Source organism: Chloroflexus sp., from assembly GCF_034431535.1.
Lineage (GTDB): Bacteria > Chloroflexota > Chloroflexia > Chloroflexales > Chloroflexaceae > Chloroflexus.
This window is the reverse complement of the sequence record NZ_DAOUDC010000017.1, coordinates 113533-127790: the sequence shown is the minus strand read 5'-3', so window position 1 is coordinate 127790 and position 14258 is coordinate 113533. Positions and strand designations below refer to the sequence as shown.

General features: G+C 59.9%; 10 protein-coding genes. 8 read left to right on the top strand and 2 right to left on the bottom strand.

The genetic code is table 11. From position 1 onward, the window contains the following. Nucleotides 1-2: 2 nt before the first annotated feature. Both U9R61_RS04805 and asd read right to left on the bottom strand, forming a co-directional pair. Nucleotides 3-1052 (bottom strand): hypothetical protein, encoded by a 1050-nt coding sequence (locus U9R61_RS04805; RefSeq protein ID WP_322487683.1) that lies wholly within the window; start codon nucleotides 1050-1052, stop codon nucleotides 3-5. Further along, the gene (gene asd, locus U9R61_RS04800) at nucleotides 1049-2095 is read right to left on the bottom strand and encodes an aspartate-semialdehyde dehydrogenase (protein WP_322487682.1); all 1047 of its coding nucleotides are present in this window, start codon (nucleotides 2093-2095) and stop codon (nucleotides 1049-1051) included. The genes U9R61_RS04805 and asd overlap by 4 nt, the downstream gene beginning before the upstream one ends. 277 nt (nucleotides 2096-2372) lie before the next feature. Between asd and U9R61_RS04795 the strand changes: the two genes are divergently transcribed. The 8 genes from U9R61_RS04795 to U9R61_RS04760 all read left to right on the top strand — a co-directional run bounded on the left by U9R61_RS04795 (nucleotide 2373) and on the right by U9R61_RS04760 (nucleotide 14257). Continuing rightward, nucleotides 2373-2756: a hypothetical protein gene (locus U9R61_RS04795; RefSeq protein ID WP_322487681.1), complete on the top strand. Its 384-nt coding sequence runs from the start codon at nucleotides 2373-2375 to the stop codon at nucleotides 2754-2756. Nucleotides 2757-2917: 161 nt separating this feature from the next. After that, nucleotides 2918-3796, top strand: coding sequence for a J domain-containing protein (locus U9R61_RS04790; RefSeq protein WP_322487680.1), 879 nt, complete (start codon nucleotides 2918-2920; stop codon nucleotides 3794-3796). 376 nt (nucleotides 3797-4172) lie between these two features. Next, nucleotides 4173-8774: a glutamate synthase large subunit gene (gene gltB, locus U9R61_RS04785; RefSeq protein WP_322487679.1), complete on the top strand. Its 4602-nt coding sequence runs from the start codon at nucleotides 4173-4175 to the stop codon at nucleotides 8772-8774. A gap of 183 nt (nucleotides 8775-8957) precedes the next feature. Beyond that, the gene (locus tag U9R61_RS04780) at nucleotides 8958-9101 is read left to right on the top strand and encodes a hypothetical protein (protein ID WP_322487678.1); all 144 of its coding nucleotides are present in this window, start codon (nucleotides 8958-8960) and stop codon (nucleotides 9099-9101) included. Between the two features lie 64 nt (nucleotides 9102-9165). Beyond that, a complete protein-coding gene (locus U9R61_RS04775) occupies nucleotides 9166-10665 on the top strand; it encodes a sugar transferase (protein WP_322487677.1) in 1500 nt (499 codons plus the stop codon). A gap of 11 nt (nucleotides 10666-10676) precedes the next feature. After that, a complete protein-coding gene (locus U9R61_RS04770; protein WP_322487676.1) occupies nucleotides 10677-12152 on the top strand; it encodes an O-antigen ligase family protein in 1476 nt (491 codons plus the stop codon). Further along, a complete protein-coding gene (locus U9R61_RS04765; RefSeq protein ID WP_322487675.1) occupies nucleotides 12149-13105 on the top strand; it encodes a GDP-mannose 4,6-dehydratase in 957 nt (318 codons plus the stop codon). The genes U9R61_RS04770 and U9R61_RS04765 overlap by 4 nt, the downstream gene beginning before the upstream one ends. A gap of 96 nt (nucleotides 13106-13201) precedes the next feature. Beyond that, on the top strand, nucleotides 13202-14257 hold the full coding sequence (locus U9R61_RS04760; RefSeq protein ID WP_322487674.1) for a lysylphosphatidylglycerol synthase transmembrane domain-containing protein: 1056 nt from the start codon (nucleotides 13202-13204) through the stop codon (nucleotides 14255-14257). Nucleotide 14258: the final 1 nt, after the last annotated feature.

Here is a 14258-nt window from a genome sequence, read left to right as displayed (position 1 = left end):
AGCTAATCCAGCACCGCCGGCGTGCGATGCAACGGCAGCAAACCGGCGGCCTGTTCCGGCGACGGCAACGCCGATTCAGCCGGTTTATCGGAAGCGGCCAACAGCAACGCCCCCCGTGCGTGCAGGTCTTGCCCGAGCCGGAAGATCTCGCTACTGAGGGCCAGCCGGCCATCGGCCATCCGCGCTGCGGTTGTCACCAATTCGGCGCGGCGGAATTGGGTAAACGGCGTCGGATCGCCAGCCTCGATCCGTTCGATCAATTGCTTGCGCAGTGCCTGCAACTCAACCGGCACCTGTTGCGCTGCAATCAACAATTCGAGCAGCGTCGGCGACAAGCCGGCGGCCAATTGCACCTCAATCGCTGGCAAATCAAACACCTCGACCGTGGCAAACAGGGCCAACGCCACCGTGTAGTCTTGATTGTCGAGGGTCAGCCGGTGCCATTCCCGCCGGCACAATTCGGCATAATTCCGGCGAAACAAGCTGCGATCAAACTGGTCACCCAACAACTCGGTGGCGACCATCAAGGCCGCCTCGGCCCGCGCATCGTCGATCGCGCCATCTGACCGCCCGCGCGGGCCGAGGAGAGTCTTATCAATATCGATCAAGACGGCGGTTTGGGCCCAATCCACCCCACGCGCCGCCAGTTCCGCCGCCCATTGCTGCACCAAGGCCCAGCGGGTCGCCGTCGCGATTGCATCGTTCCACTCAAGAGTTGCCGGCGCTACCGGACGGTCAACGCCGATGAAGCCATACGCGGTGATCTCGCCCAAACTTTGCAAATGGACGGTCAAAAGCCGATCATTCTCGGTATCGCCAATCACAGCCACGGTCGTGAGCGGCGGGCCGTTGCGCAACGCTTGCGCCGCGCGGGCCAGCGCCAGAATCACGCGCGCGTATGCCACATCACGCTTACGCGGCGTCACATTGGCCGGCAAGCCCAACACCGTGCGCAACGTAGCCAAGCCGGGCAGAGCGGGATCGCACGGCTGCAAATCGCGATAGATCACATAATCGCCAGTGAGGTCGGCAATCGTTGCCCGCACATTCATAACCACCCCTGCGCATGCATCAGTTCGGCATTCAGAATCGACGCGCCCGCCGCACCCCGGATCGTATTGTGGCTGAGGGCAATCAGCTTGATGTCAAACAGCGAACAAGGGCGGATGCGGCCAACGACCGTGGCCATGCCCCGGACAGCGTCGCGATCGCGGCGCGGTTGCGGACGATCGGGTTCATCACGCACAATGATCGGCTGTTCAGGCGCTGTAGGCAAGTGCAGCTCTTGCGGCAAGCCGCGGAACTGGCGCAAGACGGCTGCCACTTCATCGGGGGTCGCCTTTTGTTCGAGTTCGATCGACAGGCAGACCAGATGGCCTTCGAGTACCGGCACCCGATTGCAATGCGCCGAAGTAGCAAAACTCGCCAGCACAATCGCATCATCACGCAACTGGCCGAGCATCTTTTGCGGTTCAATTTCGAGCTTTGGCTCCTCGCCACCGATAAACGGGATCACATTATCGACAATATCGTAGCTCGGCACCCCCGGATAGCCCGCGCCTGAGAGGGCCTGCATACTGACCAGCAGCATGCGGCGCACGCCAAAGGTATCGAGCAGCGGACGCAACACCATCGTCGCCGGGGTTGACGTGCAGTTGGGGTTGGTCACAATCGCGCCTGACCAGCCGCGCCGGCGCCGCTGCACCGGGATGAGGTGCAGATGGTCGGGGTTGACTTCGGGGATCACCAGCGGCACATCGGGTTCCATCCGGTGGTTGGAAGCGTTGGAACAGACAATATGGCCGGCGGCGGCCAACCGCTGTTCAATCGGCCCGGCGACATTGCTGGGCAAGGCCGAGAAGACCAGTTGCGCCGGCAGATCAGCATCGGCATCGAGCACCGTCAGATCGGCTACCGCTGCCGGCATCGGCGTATCGAGCACCCACCGGCAAACCTCACGATATTTCTTGCCGGCGCTGCGCTCGCTACCGGTCAACGCCACCACCTCAAAGAGCGGATGCCCCTCGAGCAATTGAAGAAAGCGCTGGCCCACCGCGCCGGTGGCGCCCAGCACTGCAACCGGGATCGTAGCCATCCGAAACCTCCTGTCACTAGAACTCAGTCGCCTTCATTATACTCAAAGACGAACGGTTGCATAAACAACTACTAATGGTTATTATTCGACCACGTTTGTTGTGAAAAAAGCCGGTAAAAGAGTAGCATTTCGACCCACGATGGTGTATAATCTCTGTGAGATCTGAAACATTATTCATCTCCACCTCACTATTTGCGCTCCTCCCACGACGCAGGAGTCGTTATTTCTTCCCTAAGTAACGGTGATCACTGTTGATCACACAGGAAGGAGCAGCACTATGATCGATCCGCACGTCCAACGATTGTTAGAGCACGTGCTCGATACACCAACTAAGCTGCATTTGCTCCTCATGTTTCATGAAAACCCTCGCTGCGAGCTATCGGCAGCCGCCATCGCCGAACGGCTCTTCCGCGATATCTGGAGCGTGCAACAGGCCCTTGATGAACTGGCCGCATCTGGATTTTTATCCGTAACCAACACGATGGGCGGCCAGCCGATCTACCGCTACACACCGCCACCCGAATGGCACGAAGCGATCCGACGTTTGGTGCGCAGCTATAACGATCCGCTCGAACGCGACCTGATCCAGCGCACCATTCGCGATCTCGCTGCGTTCGCCTCGTTCCGGCGCAGCGAATTGGAACGGTTTGAGTTTGCCTGACGTTCCCGTGCGGCGACAAGGCCGTTCCGGCGCGGGTGTATCCCGCGCCGTTGCTATGCTAACACAGATCTAACACAGCCTGTCTTGACGCTGGCGACAATGCTCTCTACAATCAAAAACAGACCCATGTGGCGGCAGATTCTGCGGCGCGAGGCAGGTGTATGAAGGACTATTATCAGGTGCTTGGCGTAAGTCGTTCGGCCAGCGACGAAGAGATTAAGCAAGCCTACCGGCGGCTGGCGCGCCAGTACCATCCCGATGTGAATCGGGGCGATCCGCAGGCCGAAGCCCGGTTTAAAGAGATTAACGAAGCCTATCAGGTGCTATCCGATAAAGAGCAGCGCGCCAAGTATGATCGGTTCGGCAGCGATTTTCGCCGCTATGAACAAGCCGGCTACGGCGGGTTTGATTACGGCAACGCTACCGATGTCGCCGATCTGTTTGAAACCCTCTTCGGATCCCGGCGTCCTCCCGGTGGCGGGTTCAACGTCAGGCTTGACGGCCAAGATGTCGAGCAGAACGTCGAGCTGACGCTCGAAGAGGCTTACCATGGTACACAACGCTCGTTGCAGTTTTCCAACCCTAACGGCACCCCACGCACCATTACCGTCAAAATCCCTCCCGGCATCGATACCGGCAAGCGGGTGCGCGTTCCCGGCGAAGGCGCACCCGGCCTGAACGGCGGTCGCCGTGGCGACCTGTATCTCGTGGTCACGGTCAAGCCGCATCCCCGCTTTGAACGCAAAGGCAACGATCTGTACACCACCGCGCCGGTGAGTATGTACACGTTACTACTGGGCGGACAAATCCAGATCCCGTTGCTCTCAGGCAAAACGCTGAAGCTGGCCATTCCCCCGCCAACGCAGAATGGGAGGGTGTTTCGCATTGCCGAACAGGGTATGCCGCTGATGGGCAGCCCGCGGTACGGCGACTTGTACGTCACTGTAAGCGCCGTTTTGCCGACCCATCTTTCCCCCCAAGCCCGCCAGTTGCTTGAAGAGTTGCAGCGGCTCACCGGAAACCCGGTGGAACAGAAATGACCCGGCTCGCCGGCAGATTTGGTACTTTCGCACAAAACCGCTTGACACGCTTGCCCAAAGTGCGGTATAGTACTTGGTAATAATCCACGATAACAGTGCTGTTTAGCCGTACCGGGCGGTACAGCAGTCACACTCAATGATCGAGTGTGGCTCTTTCCTGTATCTTCCATCTTTATTATTTGTAAATCAAACCGGATTGGCTTTGTTGCCAAGATATGATCGCCGTAACCGTGCGGCGGTATCACTATCTCTACCGTAAATTGCAAACGCGAGAGCGCGCTCGCCCTTCTCTCTCATCGCCGAGGAGCAGCGAGTGCGCTTTTGTCTTTTTCTGTATTTGGCATCCGTCTACTTAGTGAAGAGCAAGGAACGAGCAATGTACCTTCCTGCGCGAGACCCAGCCCGACTTTACGATCCGCGCTTTGAGCACGATGCCTGCGGCATCGGTTTTGTGGCCCGCGTTAACGGTCGGGAGAGTCACGATATTCTTGAGCTAGCCCTTACTGCGTTGAGCCGCCTTGAACATCGCGGCGCAGTGGCTGATGATGCACGCACCGGTGATGGCGCTGGCGTGCTGACTCAATTGCCGCGCCGACTCCTACGCCGTGAGCTAGCCGCCACCGGCATCACCGTCGCTGAGACCGATCTCGCGCTTGGCATGCTCTTCTTACCCGCTGATCCCGCCCAGTGCGACGCTGCATGCGCGCTGATCGAGCAGGCGCTGGCCGAACATCAGTTGCCGTTGCTGCGCTGGCGCGAGGTGCCGGTCGATCCCGACGTGCTCGGCGAGCGCGCGCGCAAGGCGATGCCGGCGATCCGGCAGGTGATCGTTGGCCGCCCGCAAGGGCTGAATGATCGCGCCTTCGAGCGCACAATTTTTCTGGCCCGCAAGGCGATGGAGAAGTATTTCCGCCGCGCCGGTCTGCCGGCCTATATCCCCTCCTTCTCGTCGCGTACGGTCGTCTACAAAGGATTGTTGCTCGGCTCCCATCTGGCCGATTTCTACCTCGACCTGCGCGATCCCGATTTCACCACCGCGCTGACCGTCTATCACCAGCGCTACAGCACCAACACCTTCCCGACGTGGGATCGCGCCCAGCCCTTCCGCATGCTCTCGCATAACGGCGAGATCAATACCCTGCAAGGCAATGTGAACTGGATGCGCGCCCGCGAGCAGGCGATTACGCTACCCGACGATTTCTTGCCCAGCGGTGCGCCGCCGATGAGCGAACTGCTCCCGGTGATTGACGAGAGCGGTTCTGACTCGGCCATGCTGGACAATACGCTGGAGCTGCTGGTGATGGCCGGGCGCGATATTCGCCATGCGACGGCGATGCTGGTGCCGGAAGCGTGGGAAAAGGTGCAGGATATTGATCCCACCCTGCGCGCCTTCTACCAGTACCATTCGTGTCTGATCGAGCCGTGGGATGGCCCAGCGGCGCTGGCCTTCTCAGATGGCGTAATCGTCGGTACGTCGCTCGATCGCAACGGCTTGCGCCCGGCACGCTATATCGTGACCGATGACGGCTTGGTCGTATCAGGTTCGGAAGTCGGCGCCGTGCCGATTGCCGAAACGCGGATTGTCTGTAAAGGCAAGCTCGGCCCCGGCCAGATGCTGGCCGTTGATACCGCTGCCGGGAAGATCTACACCGATAGCGAGGTCAAGTCGCTGCTGGCTACGCGCCAACCCTACACCGAATGGCTGAACGAGCATTTGTGTTATCTCCCCGCTGAGTTACCCCCTGTCGCCACCGATGAGCCGGAAGACCTGCAACTGTTGCAGATGGCGTTTGGCTATACCTCCGAAGAGCTGAACGTGATCCTCAAGCCCATGGGGATGACCGGCCATGAACCGGTCGGCTCGATGGGCGACGATACGCCGATCCCGCCGCTCTCGCAGTGGGAATTAGGCCGGCCACTGTTCCACTTCTTCAAGCAGCGCTTCGCCGAAGTGACCAATCCGCCAATTGACCCGTTGCGCGAAGAGCTGGTGATGTCGCTCAGCGTCGGCATTGGCCGCCGCCGCTCGATCTTGCTCGAGACACCAGAGCATGCCCACCTGCTGCAACTGACGTCGCCAATCCTGACCGATGCCCAGTTGCAAGCGATTCGGGCCCAAACCGATCCGCTGCTGCGTTCGGAGACGATCAGCCTGCTCTTCCCAGCCCGCCAGATTACGAGCGAGAATCTACTCAAGGCGCTCGACCGGATCGGTGACAAAGCGGCGCAAGCGGTGCGCGAGGGAGCGGCTATCGTGATCTTGAGCGATCGCGGGGTTGATGCCGATCACACCGCATTGCCCATCTTGCTCGCCACTGGCACCGTTCACCATCACCTGATCCGCACCGGTTTGCGCTCACGGGTGAGCTTGCTGGTCGAGACGGGTGAAGCGCGGGAAGTACATCATATTGCCGCCTTGATCGGCTATGGCGCTGAGGCGATTAACCCCTATCTGGCGCTGGCTAGCGTGCGCCGGATTGCGGTCGAGCGCGAGGCGGTGCGCCAACGGGCCGAGCATAGCCTCGACCACGAGCAGAGTGATGCGCGCGCCCATTCGCTCGCGCTGGAAGCCGAAGAGCACTTTATCCACGCGCTCGAAAAGGGTTTGTTGAAAATTATGTCAAAGATGGGTATCTCGACCCTCGACAGCTACTGCGGCGCGCAGATCTTCGAGGCGGTCGGGTTGGCCCAAGAGGTGATCGAGCGCTGCTTTACCGGTACACCGTCACGGGTCGGCGGCATTTCGTTCAATCGCATTGCCCGCGATCTAGCCGCCCGCCACGCCCGCGCCTTCCAAACCGGACGGGTGACGTTGCCGCACCCCGGCTTTTACAAGTTTAAGAAAGATGGCGAATACCACGCCTTCAGTCCGGCGGTCGTGCATGCGCTCCACAAAGCGGTACGCAACCCGCACGCCCTGAATGGCGACAGCACCGGGCCGGAGCTGAGCAGCGAGGGTTATGCCACCTACCGCGCTTATGCCGAACTGGTCAATAACCGGCCACCAGTCGAGCCGCGCGATCTGCTGGGGTTTGTGCCGGCTGGCCCGCCCGTGCCGCTTGATGAGGTAGAACCGATCGAGTCGATTGTGAAGCGGTTTTCGACTGCAGCGATGAGCCACGGCTCGACCAGCTCGGAAGCACACGAGACGCTGTCGATCGCGATGAACCGCCTAGGTGGCATGGCCAACAGCGGCGAAGGTGGTGAAGCGCCGGAGCGCTACCACGACGAGCGCAACTCGCGGATCAAGCAGGTAGCATCGGGCCGGTTTGGCGTCACGCCGGCCTACCTCGCCAGCGCCAGCGAGTTGCAGATCAAGATGGCGCAAGGGGCCAAGCCCGGCGAGGGTGGTCAGTTGCCCGGCCATAAGGTCAACGAAGAGATCGCGCGCATCCGCCATACCGTGCCCGGCGTCGCCCTGATCAGCCCGCCGCCGCACCACGACATCTACAGCATCGAGGATTTGGCCCAGTTGATCTATGACCTCAAGCAGGTGAATCCGAATGCGCGCGTTTCGGTCAAGTTGGTGGCAACTGCCGGCGTCGGTACGGTGGCCGCCGGGGTGGCCAAAGGCTATGCCGATACCATCTTGCTCAGCGGCCATTCCGGCGGCACCGGCGCTTCACCGCTGAGTAGCATCAAGAACGCCGGTATACCGTGGGAGCTTGGCTTGGCGGAAACGCAGCAGACACTGATCCTCAACGGGTTGCGCGAGCGGGTGCGGCTGCGCGCCGACGGCGGTCTCAAGACGGGGCGTGATGTGGTGATGGCGGCCTTGCTCGGCGCAGACGAGTTCTCGTTCGGCACCGCCGCGCTGGTAGCTGAGGGTTGTATTATGGCCCGCGCCTGCCACAACAACACCTGTCCGGTCGGGATTGCCACCCAGCGCGGCGATCTGCGGGCCAAGTTCCCCGGCAAGCCAGAGATGGTGATGGCCTTCTTCCGCTACTTGGCCCAAGAGGTGCGCGAGATTCTCGCCAGCCTCGGCCTGCGCTCGATTGATGAAGCGGTTGGGCGCACCGATTTGCTGCGTCAGCGTCACACCGGGGTTGAAACCGCCGACCTGCTCGATATGACGCCGGTGTTGGGTGCGGCCAGCTTGATCGGGCGCGGCCCGATCCGCCACGGCGGCAAGCTCAATGCGCTGCCGCCGGAAGAGAGCCTTAACGACCGAATGATGCGCGATGCAGCCAGCGCGCTCGAAGGCAGCGGCCCGGTACGCTTGCAGTACCAGATCAACAACTGCGACCGTTCGGTCGGCGCGCGCTTGGCCGGCGCGATCGGCCATCTGTACGGCGACAAAGGCTTGCCGCCCAATACGATTACGATCACGTTCTATGGCCACGCCGGCCAAAGCTTCGGCGTCTTCAATGCGCCGGGGGTAACGCTGCGCCTGATTGGCGACGCGAACGATTATGTCGGCAAGGGGATGGCCGGCGGCTTGATCACCATCGCCCCGCTGCCAGACGCGCAATATGTCTGGCACGAAAATGTGATCGCCGGCAATACATTGCTGTACGGCGCCACCGGCGGCGAACTGTACGCGGCGGGACGGGTCGGCGAACGCTTTGCGGTGCGCAATTCCGGCGCAACGGCAGTGGTGGAAGGGATCGGCGATCACGGATGCGAATATATGACCGGCGGCACGGTGGTGGTGCTCGGCCCGACCGGACGCAACTTCGGCGCCGGTATGACGGGTGGTGTGGCCTATGTGCTTGACGAACACGGCACGTTTGCCCAACGCTACAACCCGCAGTTGGTTGAACTGCGCCCGCTCAGTGATCGCGATGAGATGCGGTTACGCGACCTCATTCGCCGTCACGTCGAGCTGACCAAGAGCCCGCACGGCAGCGAGATTCTGGCCCGATGGGATCGTTATCGCAATCTGTTCCTCACCGTACGGCCCCGCGATGCAGTGGCCCAACTCGAAGCCGCCGCCGAAGGCACCGAAGAGCCGGCCAAAGCGCACGCGGCCTAACCGGCGTACAACACCGGCAGACGGGACAGAGTTACTGTCCCGTCTGTCAGGTTTCTATCAGCTTGCAGACTAGCCGGGTCGTGGTAAGATAAGGCGCTGCATCATAACAGCATCGGGTAACTATCACCTTGCCCGATGCAATCGTATCATCGTTTCGTGATTAGCAACGGAGAAGAGCCAAGTATGCTCTGGGTCAGCCTGATAGCACTGATGGTTCTGATTGCAGCTTCACCGGGGATTATGCTCTACTTTGAACATCGGCAGGCCAGCGCCAGCCAGTTTGAGCAAGCCGGAGACACACCCTCGTATCAGCACGATGCTTCTTAAGACGCCACGTCAAGCGACAACTCATCCACGTTCGGCACGGCTGGGCAGGCACACAGGCTTGCACATGATAGAACACCCACCGGTACAAGAGAGGCAACCTCCAATCACACGCCAGCGGTTGTACTACCAACGCCGCTGGACGATGGTTGGTTTGTTGTTGGTGGATCAAGCGCTGATCTTCGCCGGTTTTGCGCTGGCCTACATCTTGCGTTATCAAGTGAGCTGGCCGCCACCATTCGACCGGATCATCGCTGAAGTAGCGATTGAAAATCAAGTGCCGTTCAGCCCATTTTTACCCATCGTCTTCATGCTGCAACTGCTGCTAGGGGTGCGCTTCATCATACACGGCTTCTACCGCTCAAGCCGGCGGATGACGTTGCTCGATGAAGCTGAGGCCATCGCTGGCAGCGTGATCACGATGATCGCGCTGGTCATGGTGGTGGTCTTTCTCTACCGGCCATTCTTTTATTCACGGCTCATCTTTGCGTTTGCGGTCATTACCATTATTGGGTTGCTCTTGAGTTGGCGGCTCTTGCTGATCGGAATTCGGCATTGGTTCTGGTCACGCGGTTTAGGCCGCGAACGAGTGTTGGTAGTAGGAGGCACCGGGTTGGGCCAATTGGTGATGCACGCGCTGACCGCATCACCGGGGGTCGGTTATACTCTTGCCGGCTATCTGAGCGAGCAACCGATCATCGCCGCCAATCGCGCGCGGGTGTTTCAACATCTTGGCAATCTCGACGATCTCGAGCAGGTCATCGAACAACAACAGATCCAGCAGGTCATCATTGCTTTGCCGTTTTGGAACTACGATCGCTTACCCGAACTCGCCGCGCGTTGCCAACAATTAGGGGTTGAGTATCAAATTGCGCCGGATATTTATCAACTAAACTTTGATCGGGTTGATATTATGCATCTGAGTGGCGTGCCGCTGCTGCAACCCAAAGAGATTCAGTTGCACGGCTTGAATCTGGCGCTCAAGCGCACCTTTGATTTAGCAGCAGTATTGTTGAGTCTACCGCTCACGCTGCCGCTGGCCGCAATTATGGCCTTCTTGATCTGGATCGATTCGGGCCGCCCGATCATCTTCCGCCAACAACGAGTCGGCAAGCATGGCCGCCTATTCACCTGCTACAAATTCCGCACGATGGTACCCGACGCCGAACAGCGCCGGCAAGAGCTCTTGGCGCACAATGAAGCCGACGGGCCGCTGTTCAAGATTCGCGACGACCCGCGCGTGACGCGGGTGGGGCGTTGGTTACGGCGCACCAGCCTCGACGAGTTGCCACAATTGTGGAATGTGTTGCGCGGCGAAATGAGTTTGATCGGCCCGCGTCCGGCATTGCCCGAAGAGGTCGCCCGCTACGAGCCATGGCACCATCGCCGGCTGGAAGTGCAACCCGGGTTGGCATGCTTGCCACAGGCGCTGGGGCGGAGCGAAATCTCGTTTGATGAGCAGGTTCGGCTCGATATTTATTACGCCGAGAACTGGTCATTGAGCCTTGATCTGCGCATCCTCATGATGGTCATTCCGGCGATTTTGTCTGGTCGCGGCGCGTGGTGATGCAGTTCCCGATGATGGCACAACGAGATTGGTCACACTGGCTGTGGCTCGCGGTTGCGATCGCGACCGGCGCCAGCTTAGCCGTCATGCCGCCATTGCTGGCGGTGAGTTGGCTGCTAGGGCTGGTTGCGTTGGGGCTTGCAGCTAGCGATCCGGTCTGGCCAGTGGCGCTGGCCGTCCTCTCGGTGCCCTTTCAACAATTAGTGCTGCTACCCGGCGGTATGAGCGTCACCCAGTTCTGCTTTGGGTTGGTGGCATTGAGCCTGTTGTGGCGCGCGCGCCAGCGTTGGCCAACGCTAAGGATCACCGGCATAACCTTAGCGATCTTCATTTGGACGCTGGCGCTCGCCGCTGCCCTCACCCCATTGAGCCGCAGCGAGGGCTTGAAAGAGACGTTACGTTGGGGGACGGTACTGCTCATCTACCTTGCCGCAGTATGGGCCTTGCAAGACCCCGCCCGCGCACAATGGCGGCGGGCCGTGCTCGTGGCCTGTTTGCTGGCCGCGCCGGCGATCACCGGCCTGATCGGTATTGGTCAATATCTGACCGGCATCGGCCCGGAAAGCTTTGCGATTGGTGGCGGGCGAGTGCGCGCGTATGGCAGCATCGGCCAGCCCAATTCGTTTGCCGGCTACCTGAATCAAGCATGGCCGTTGGCTACCGGGATGGGTTTGGCCCTGATCGAAACGCGGCGCTGGCGCACGTACCACTGGTGGCTGATCCTCGGCGCGATTGCGCTTGCTGAGGCAAGTTTGCTCGGCGGGTTGCTGGCCAGTTTCTCGCGCGGCGGCTGGATCGGGGCGTTGGCCGGGGTATTGGCGTTAGGCATCGCGTTTGCCGGACAGTACGGACGCCGGACAGCAGGACGCCTCGTCGCGGTGGCGCTGATCGGCGGCATTGGGGGTCTCTTGCTGCTCAATAGCGGCTTGGCGCCGGCGTCATTCAGCAATCGTGTCAGCTCCATCCTCGAAAACCTGCGCCCCTTCGACGCCCGCGGCGTCGAAATCACGCCAGCCAATTTCGCCGTGGTCGAGCGCATGGCCCACCTGCAAGCGGCGTGGCACATGATGCAAGAGCACCCGTTGTTCGGGGTGGGGCCGGGCAATTTCAGCATCGCCTACGAACGGCTGGTCTACAGCGGGCAAACCCCAACGTGGATCAAACCGTGGTATGATTCGCGTGGCCATGCCCACAACTACTACCTCCACATTGCGGCGGAAAGCGGACTGATTGGCGCGCTCGCCTATCTCGTTTGGCTCGGCAGTGTCTGGTATAGTGCTATCGGCGCTATCCGGCGGGCGCGTGATTGGCTAACGCGCGGGATCGCGCTCGGCGGGATAGGGGTCATTGGGGCGCTAAGCGGTCACAATCTCTTTGAAAATCTGCACGTCTTGAATACGGGAGTACAGCTTGGCGCTGTGATTGCGCTGCTGGCAACCATCGCCGCTGAGCCTGCTTCTCAGCCGATTGATAAAGAGGACGTATGACGTATCTTGTCACCGGCGCAGCCGGATTTATTGGCAGCCATCTGATCGACCACCTGCTGGCGCGCGGCGAACAGGTGATCGGTCTTGACAATCTGGTTGATTACTATAGTCCGGCCCGCAAGCGCCGCAATCTGGCGCAGGCATTGCAACACCCGGGGTTCACCTTCATCGAGGGCGATATTCGGGACAGTGAGACGGTAGCCACGATCTTTGCCCGCTACCAGCCGCGCTATGTCGCCCATCTTGCCGCAATGCCCGGCCCCCGGCCATCGATTGCCAATCCGTTGTTATACGAAGCGGTGAATGTAGGCGGCACACTGGTAATATTGGAACAAGCGCGCCGCGCCGGGGTTGAGAATATGGTGATTGCTTCGACCTCATCGGTCTACGGCAAAACCGATCGCATACCCTTCCGCGAAGACGATCCCACCGACCGGCCACTGTCGCCATACGCGGCCACCAAGAAGGCGGCTGAAGTGCTGGCGTACACCTTCCACAGCCTGTACGGCCTGCCGATCAGCGTGGTTCGCTTTTTTACCGTCTATGGCCCACGGGGCCGACCCGATATGACGCCGTACTTGTTTGTCGAACGCATGGTGCGCGGACAGCCCATCACCCTCTTTAATGGCGGTGAAAACCTGTTTCGCGATTACACCTACATTGACGACATCATTGCCGGTGTCATCAACGCCCTCGACCGCCCGCAAGCTTACGAAATTTTCAATCTCGGCCATTCGCAGCCGGTGGAACTGCGGCGCTTTGTCAGCTTGCTCGAGCACGTTACCGGCTATCCGGCCCAGATCGAGGTCAAACCGTTGCCGGCGACTGAACCGCCGATCACCTACGCTGATACGACGAAAGCCGGGCAGCTCCTCGATTTTGCGCCAACGGTGGGGATTGAAGAAGGCGTGAAACGCTTCTGGGCGTGGTATTGTGCAGAGATCTCAGGTTAACGGATTGATATTTGCATCTACGTCGTAGGATCGAGTAGGATTATGCCAGATAACGAACCAGCAACCGTAACGAATCACGGGAAGGCACACATACCTATGACCGATCAACCATCATCGGTTGAGATACCGGCCCCCGATCGCGGAGCAAACGGTGAAGAGCGCAGCAGCTTTTCGCTTGGCCAGCGGCTGCGCCAACCACGCACGCTGATCTCGTTTGGGATTGCGATTGCCATCGTTGCGTTTGCGGTGCGTAGTCTTGACATTGATCTCTCGACGACGTGGCAATATATGCGCTCAGCCGATCCGGTCTTGCTCGGATTGGGATTGGTGGTGTTTTACATGACATTCCCGCTGCGCGCGTTGCGGTGGCGGATGCTGCTAGCCAACGCCGGGGTACCGATCCAAACGGGCCGGCGCAGTTGGGCTTCGTTGCCGGCGTTGATTGAGTATATCTATTTGTCGTGGTTTGCCAATTGTATTGTACCGGCCAAGCTCGGTGATGCGTACCGCGGCTACTTGCTCAAGCATAACGGCAATGTCTCGTTTGCAGCCACATTTGGCACGATCTTCGCCGAGCGGCTGCTTGATATGATTGGCTTATTCGGTTTGCTGGTGCTTTCCGGCTACCTCACCTTTGGCGCACAGATGCCCGAAGGCACGCAAATCGTCTTTTTCTTCGGCGGCTTGCTCGTGGTCGTCATTATTAGCGGATTGGCCGGTATGCGCTGGCTGGGGCCGCAGATCCGCTGGGTGATTCCGCGCCGGCTCCACCAAGTCTATGGCAATTTCGAGCAATCGGCGCTGAAGTCGTTTATACCGGCTATCCTGCCGCGCCTCTTCGCCTTTACCGGCGCGATCTGGCTGTTGGAAGGATTCCGGCTCTGGTTTGTGATCCAGTCGCTGAATCACACCGGTCTCAACCTGACACTATCGGCGATTATCTTCGTCGCTCTCGCTTCATCGCTCCTAACGGCATTGCCAATTACCCCAGCCGGCTTGGGGGTGGTGGAAGGCACCATTACCGCTGTGCTAACTCTCTTCGGCATCGCTGCTAGTCTGGGTGGCGCAGTGACCTTGCTCGACCGGCTGATTAATTTCTGGAGCATTGTCGTCTTTGGCTTCATCCTCTATTTGTTCAGCCGGCGGAAGTAGT

Coding starts and splice junctions, on each gene's coding strand:
- U9R61_RS04805 (WP_322487683.1), bottom strand. CDS start 1,052: ATGAATGTGCGGGCAACGATTGCCGACCTCACTGGCGATTATGTGATC.
- asd (WP_322487682.1), bottom strand. CDS start 2,095: ATGGCTACGATCCCGGTTGCAGTGCTGGGCGCCACCGGCGCGGTGGGC.
- U9R61_RS04795 (WP_322487681.1), top strand. CDS start 2,373: ATGATCGATCCGCACGTCCAACGATTGTTAGAGCACGTGCTCGATACA.
- U9R61_RS04790 (WP_322487680.1), top strand. CDS start 2,918: ATGAAGGACTATTATCAGGTGCTTGGCGTAAGTCGTTCGGCCAGCGAC.
- gltB (WP_322487679.1), top strand. CDS start 4,173: ATGTACCTTCCTGCGCGAGACCCAGCCCGACTTTACGATCCGCGCTTT.
- U9R61_RS04780 (WP_322487678.1), top strand. CDS start 8,958: ATGCTCTGGGTCAGCCTGATAGCACTGATGGTTCTGATTGCAGCTTCA.
- U9R61_RS04775 (WP_322487677.1), top strand. CDS start 9,166: ATGATAGAACACCCACCGGTACAAGAGAGGCAACCTCCAATCACACGC.
- U9R61_RS04770 (WP_322487676.1), top strand. CDS start 10,677: ATGATGGCACAACGAGATTGGTCACACTGGCTGTGGCTCGCGGTTGCG.
- U9R61_RS04765 (WP_322487675.1), top strand. CDS start 12,149: ATGACGTATCTTGTCACCGGCGCAGCCGGATTTATTGGCAGCCATCTG.
- U9R61_RS04760 (WP_322487674.1), top strand. CDS start 13,202: ATGACCGATCAACCATCATCGGTTGAGATACCGGCCCCCGATCGCGGA.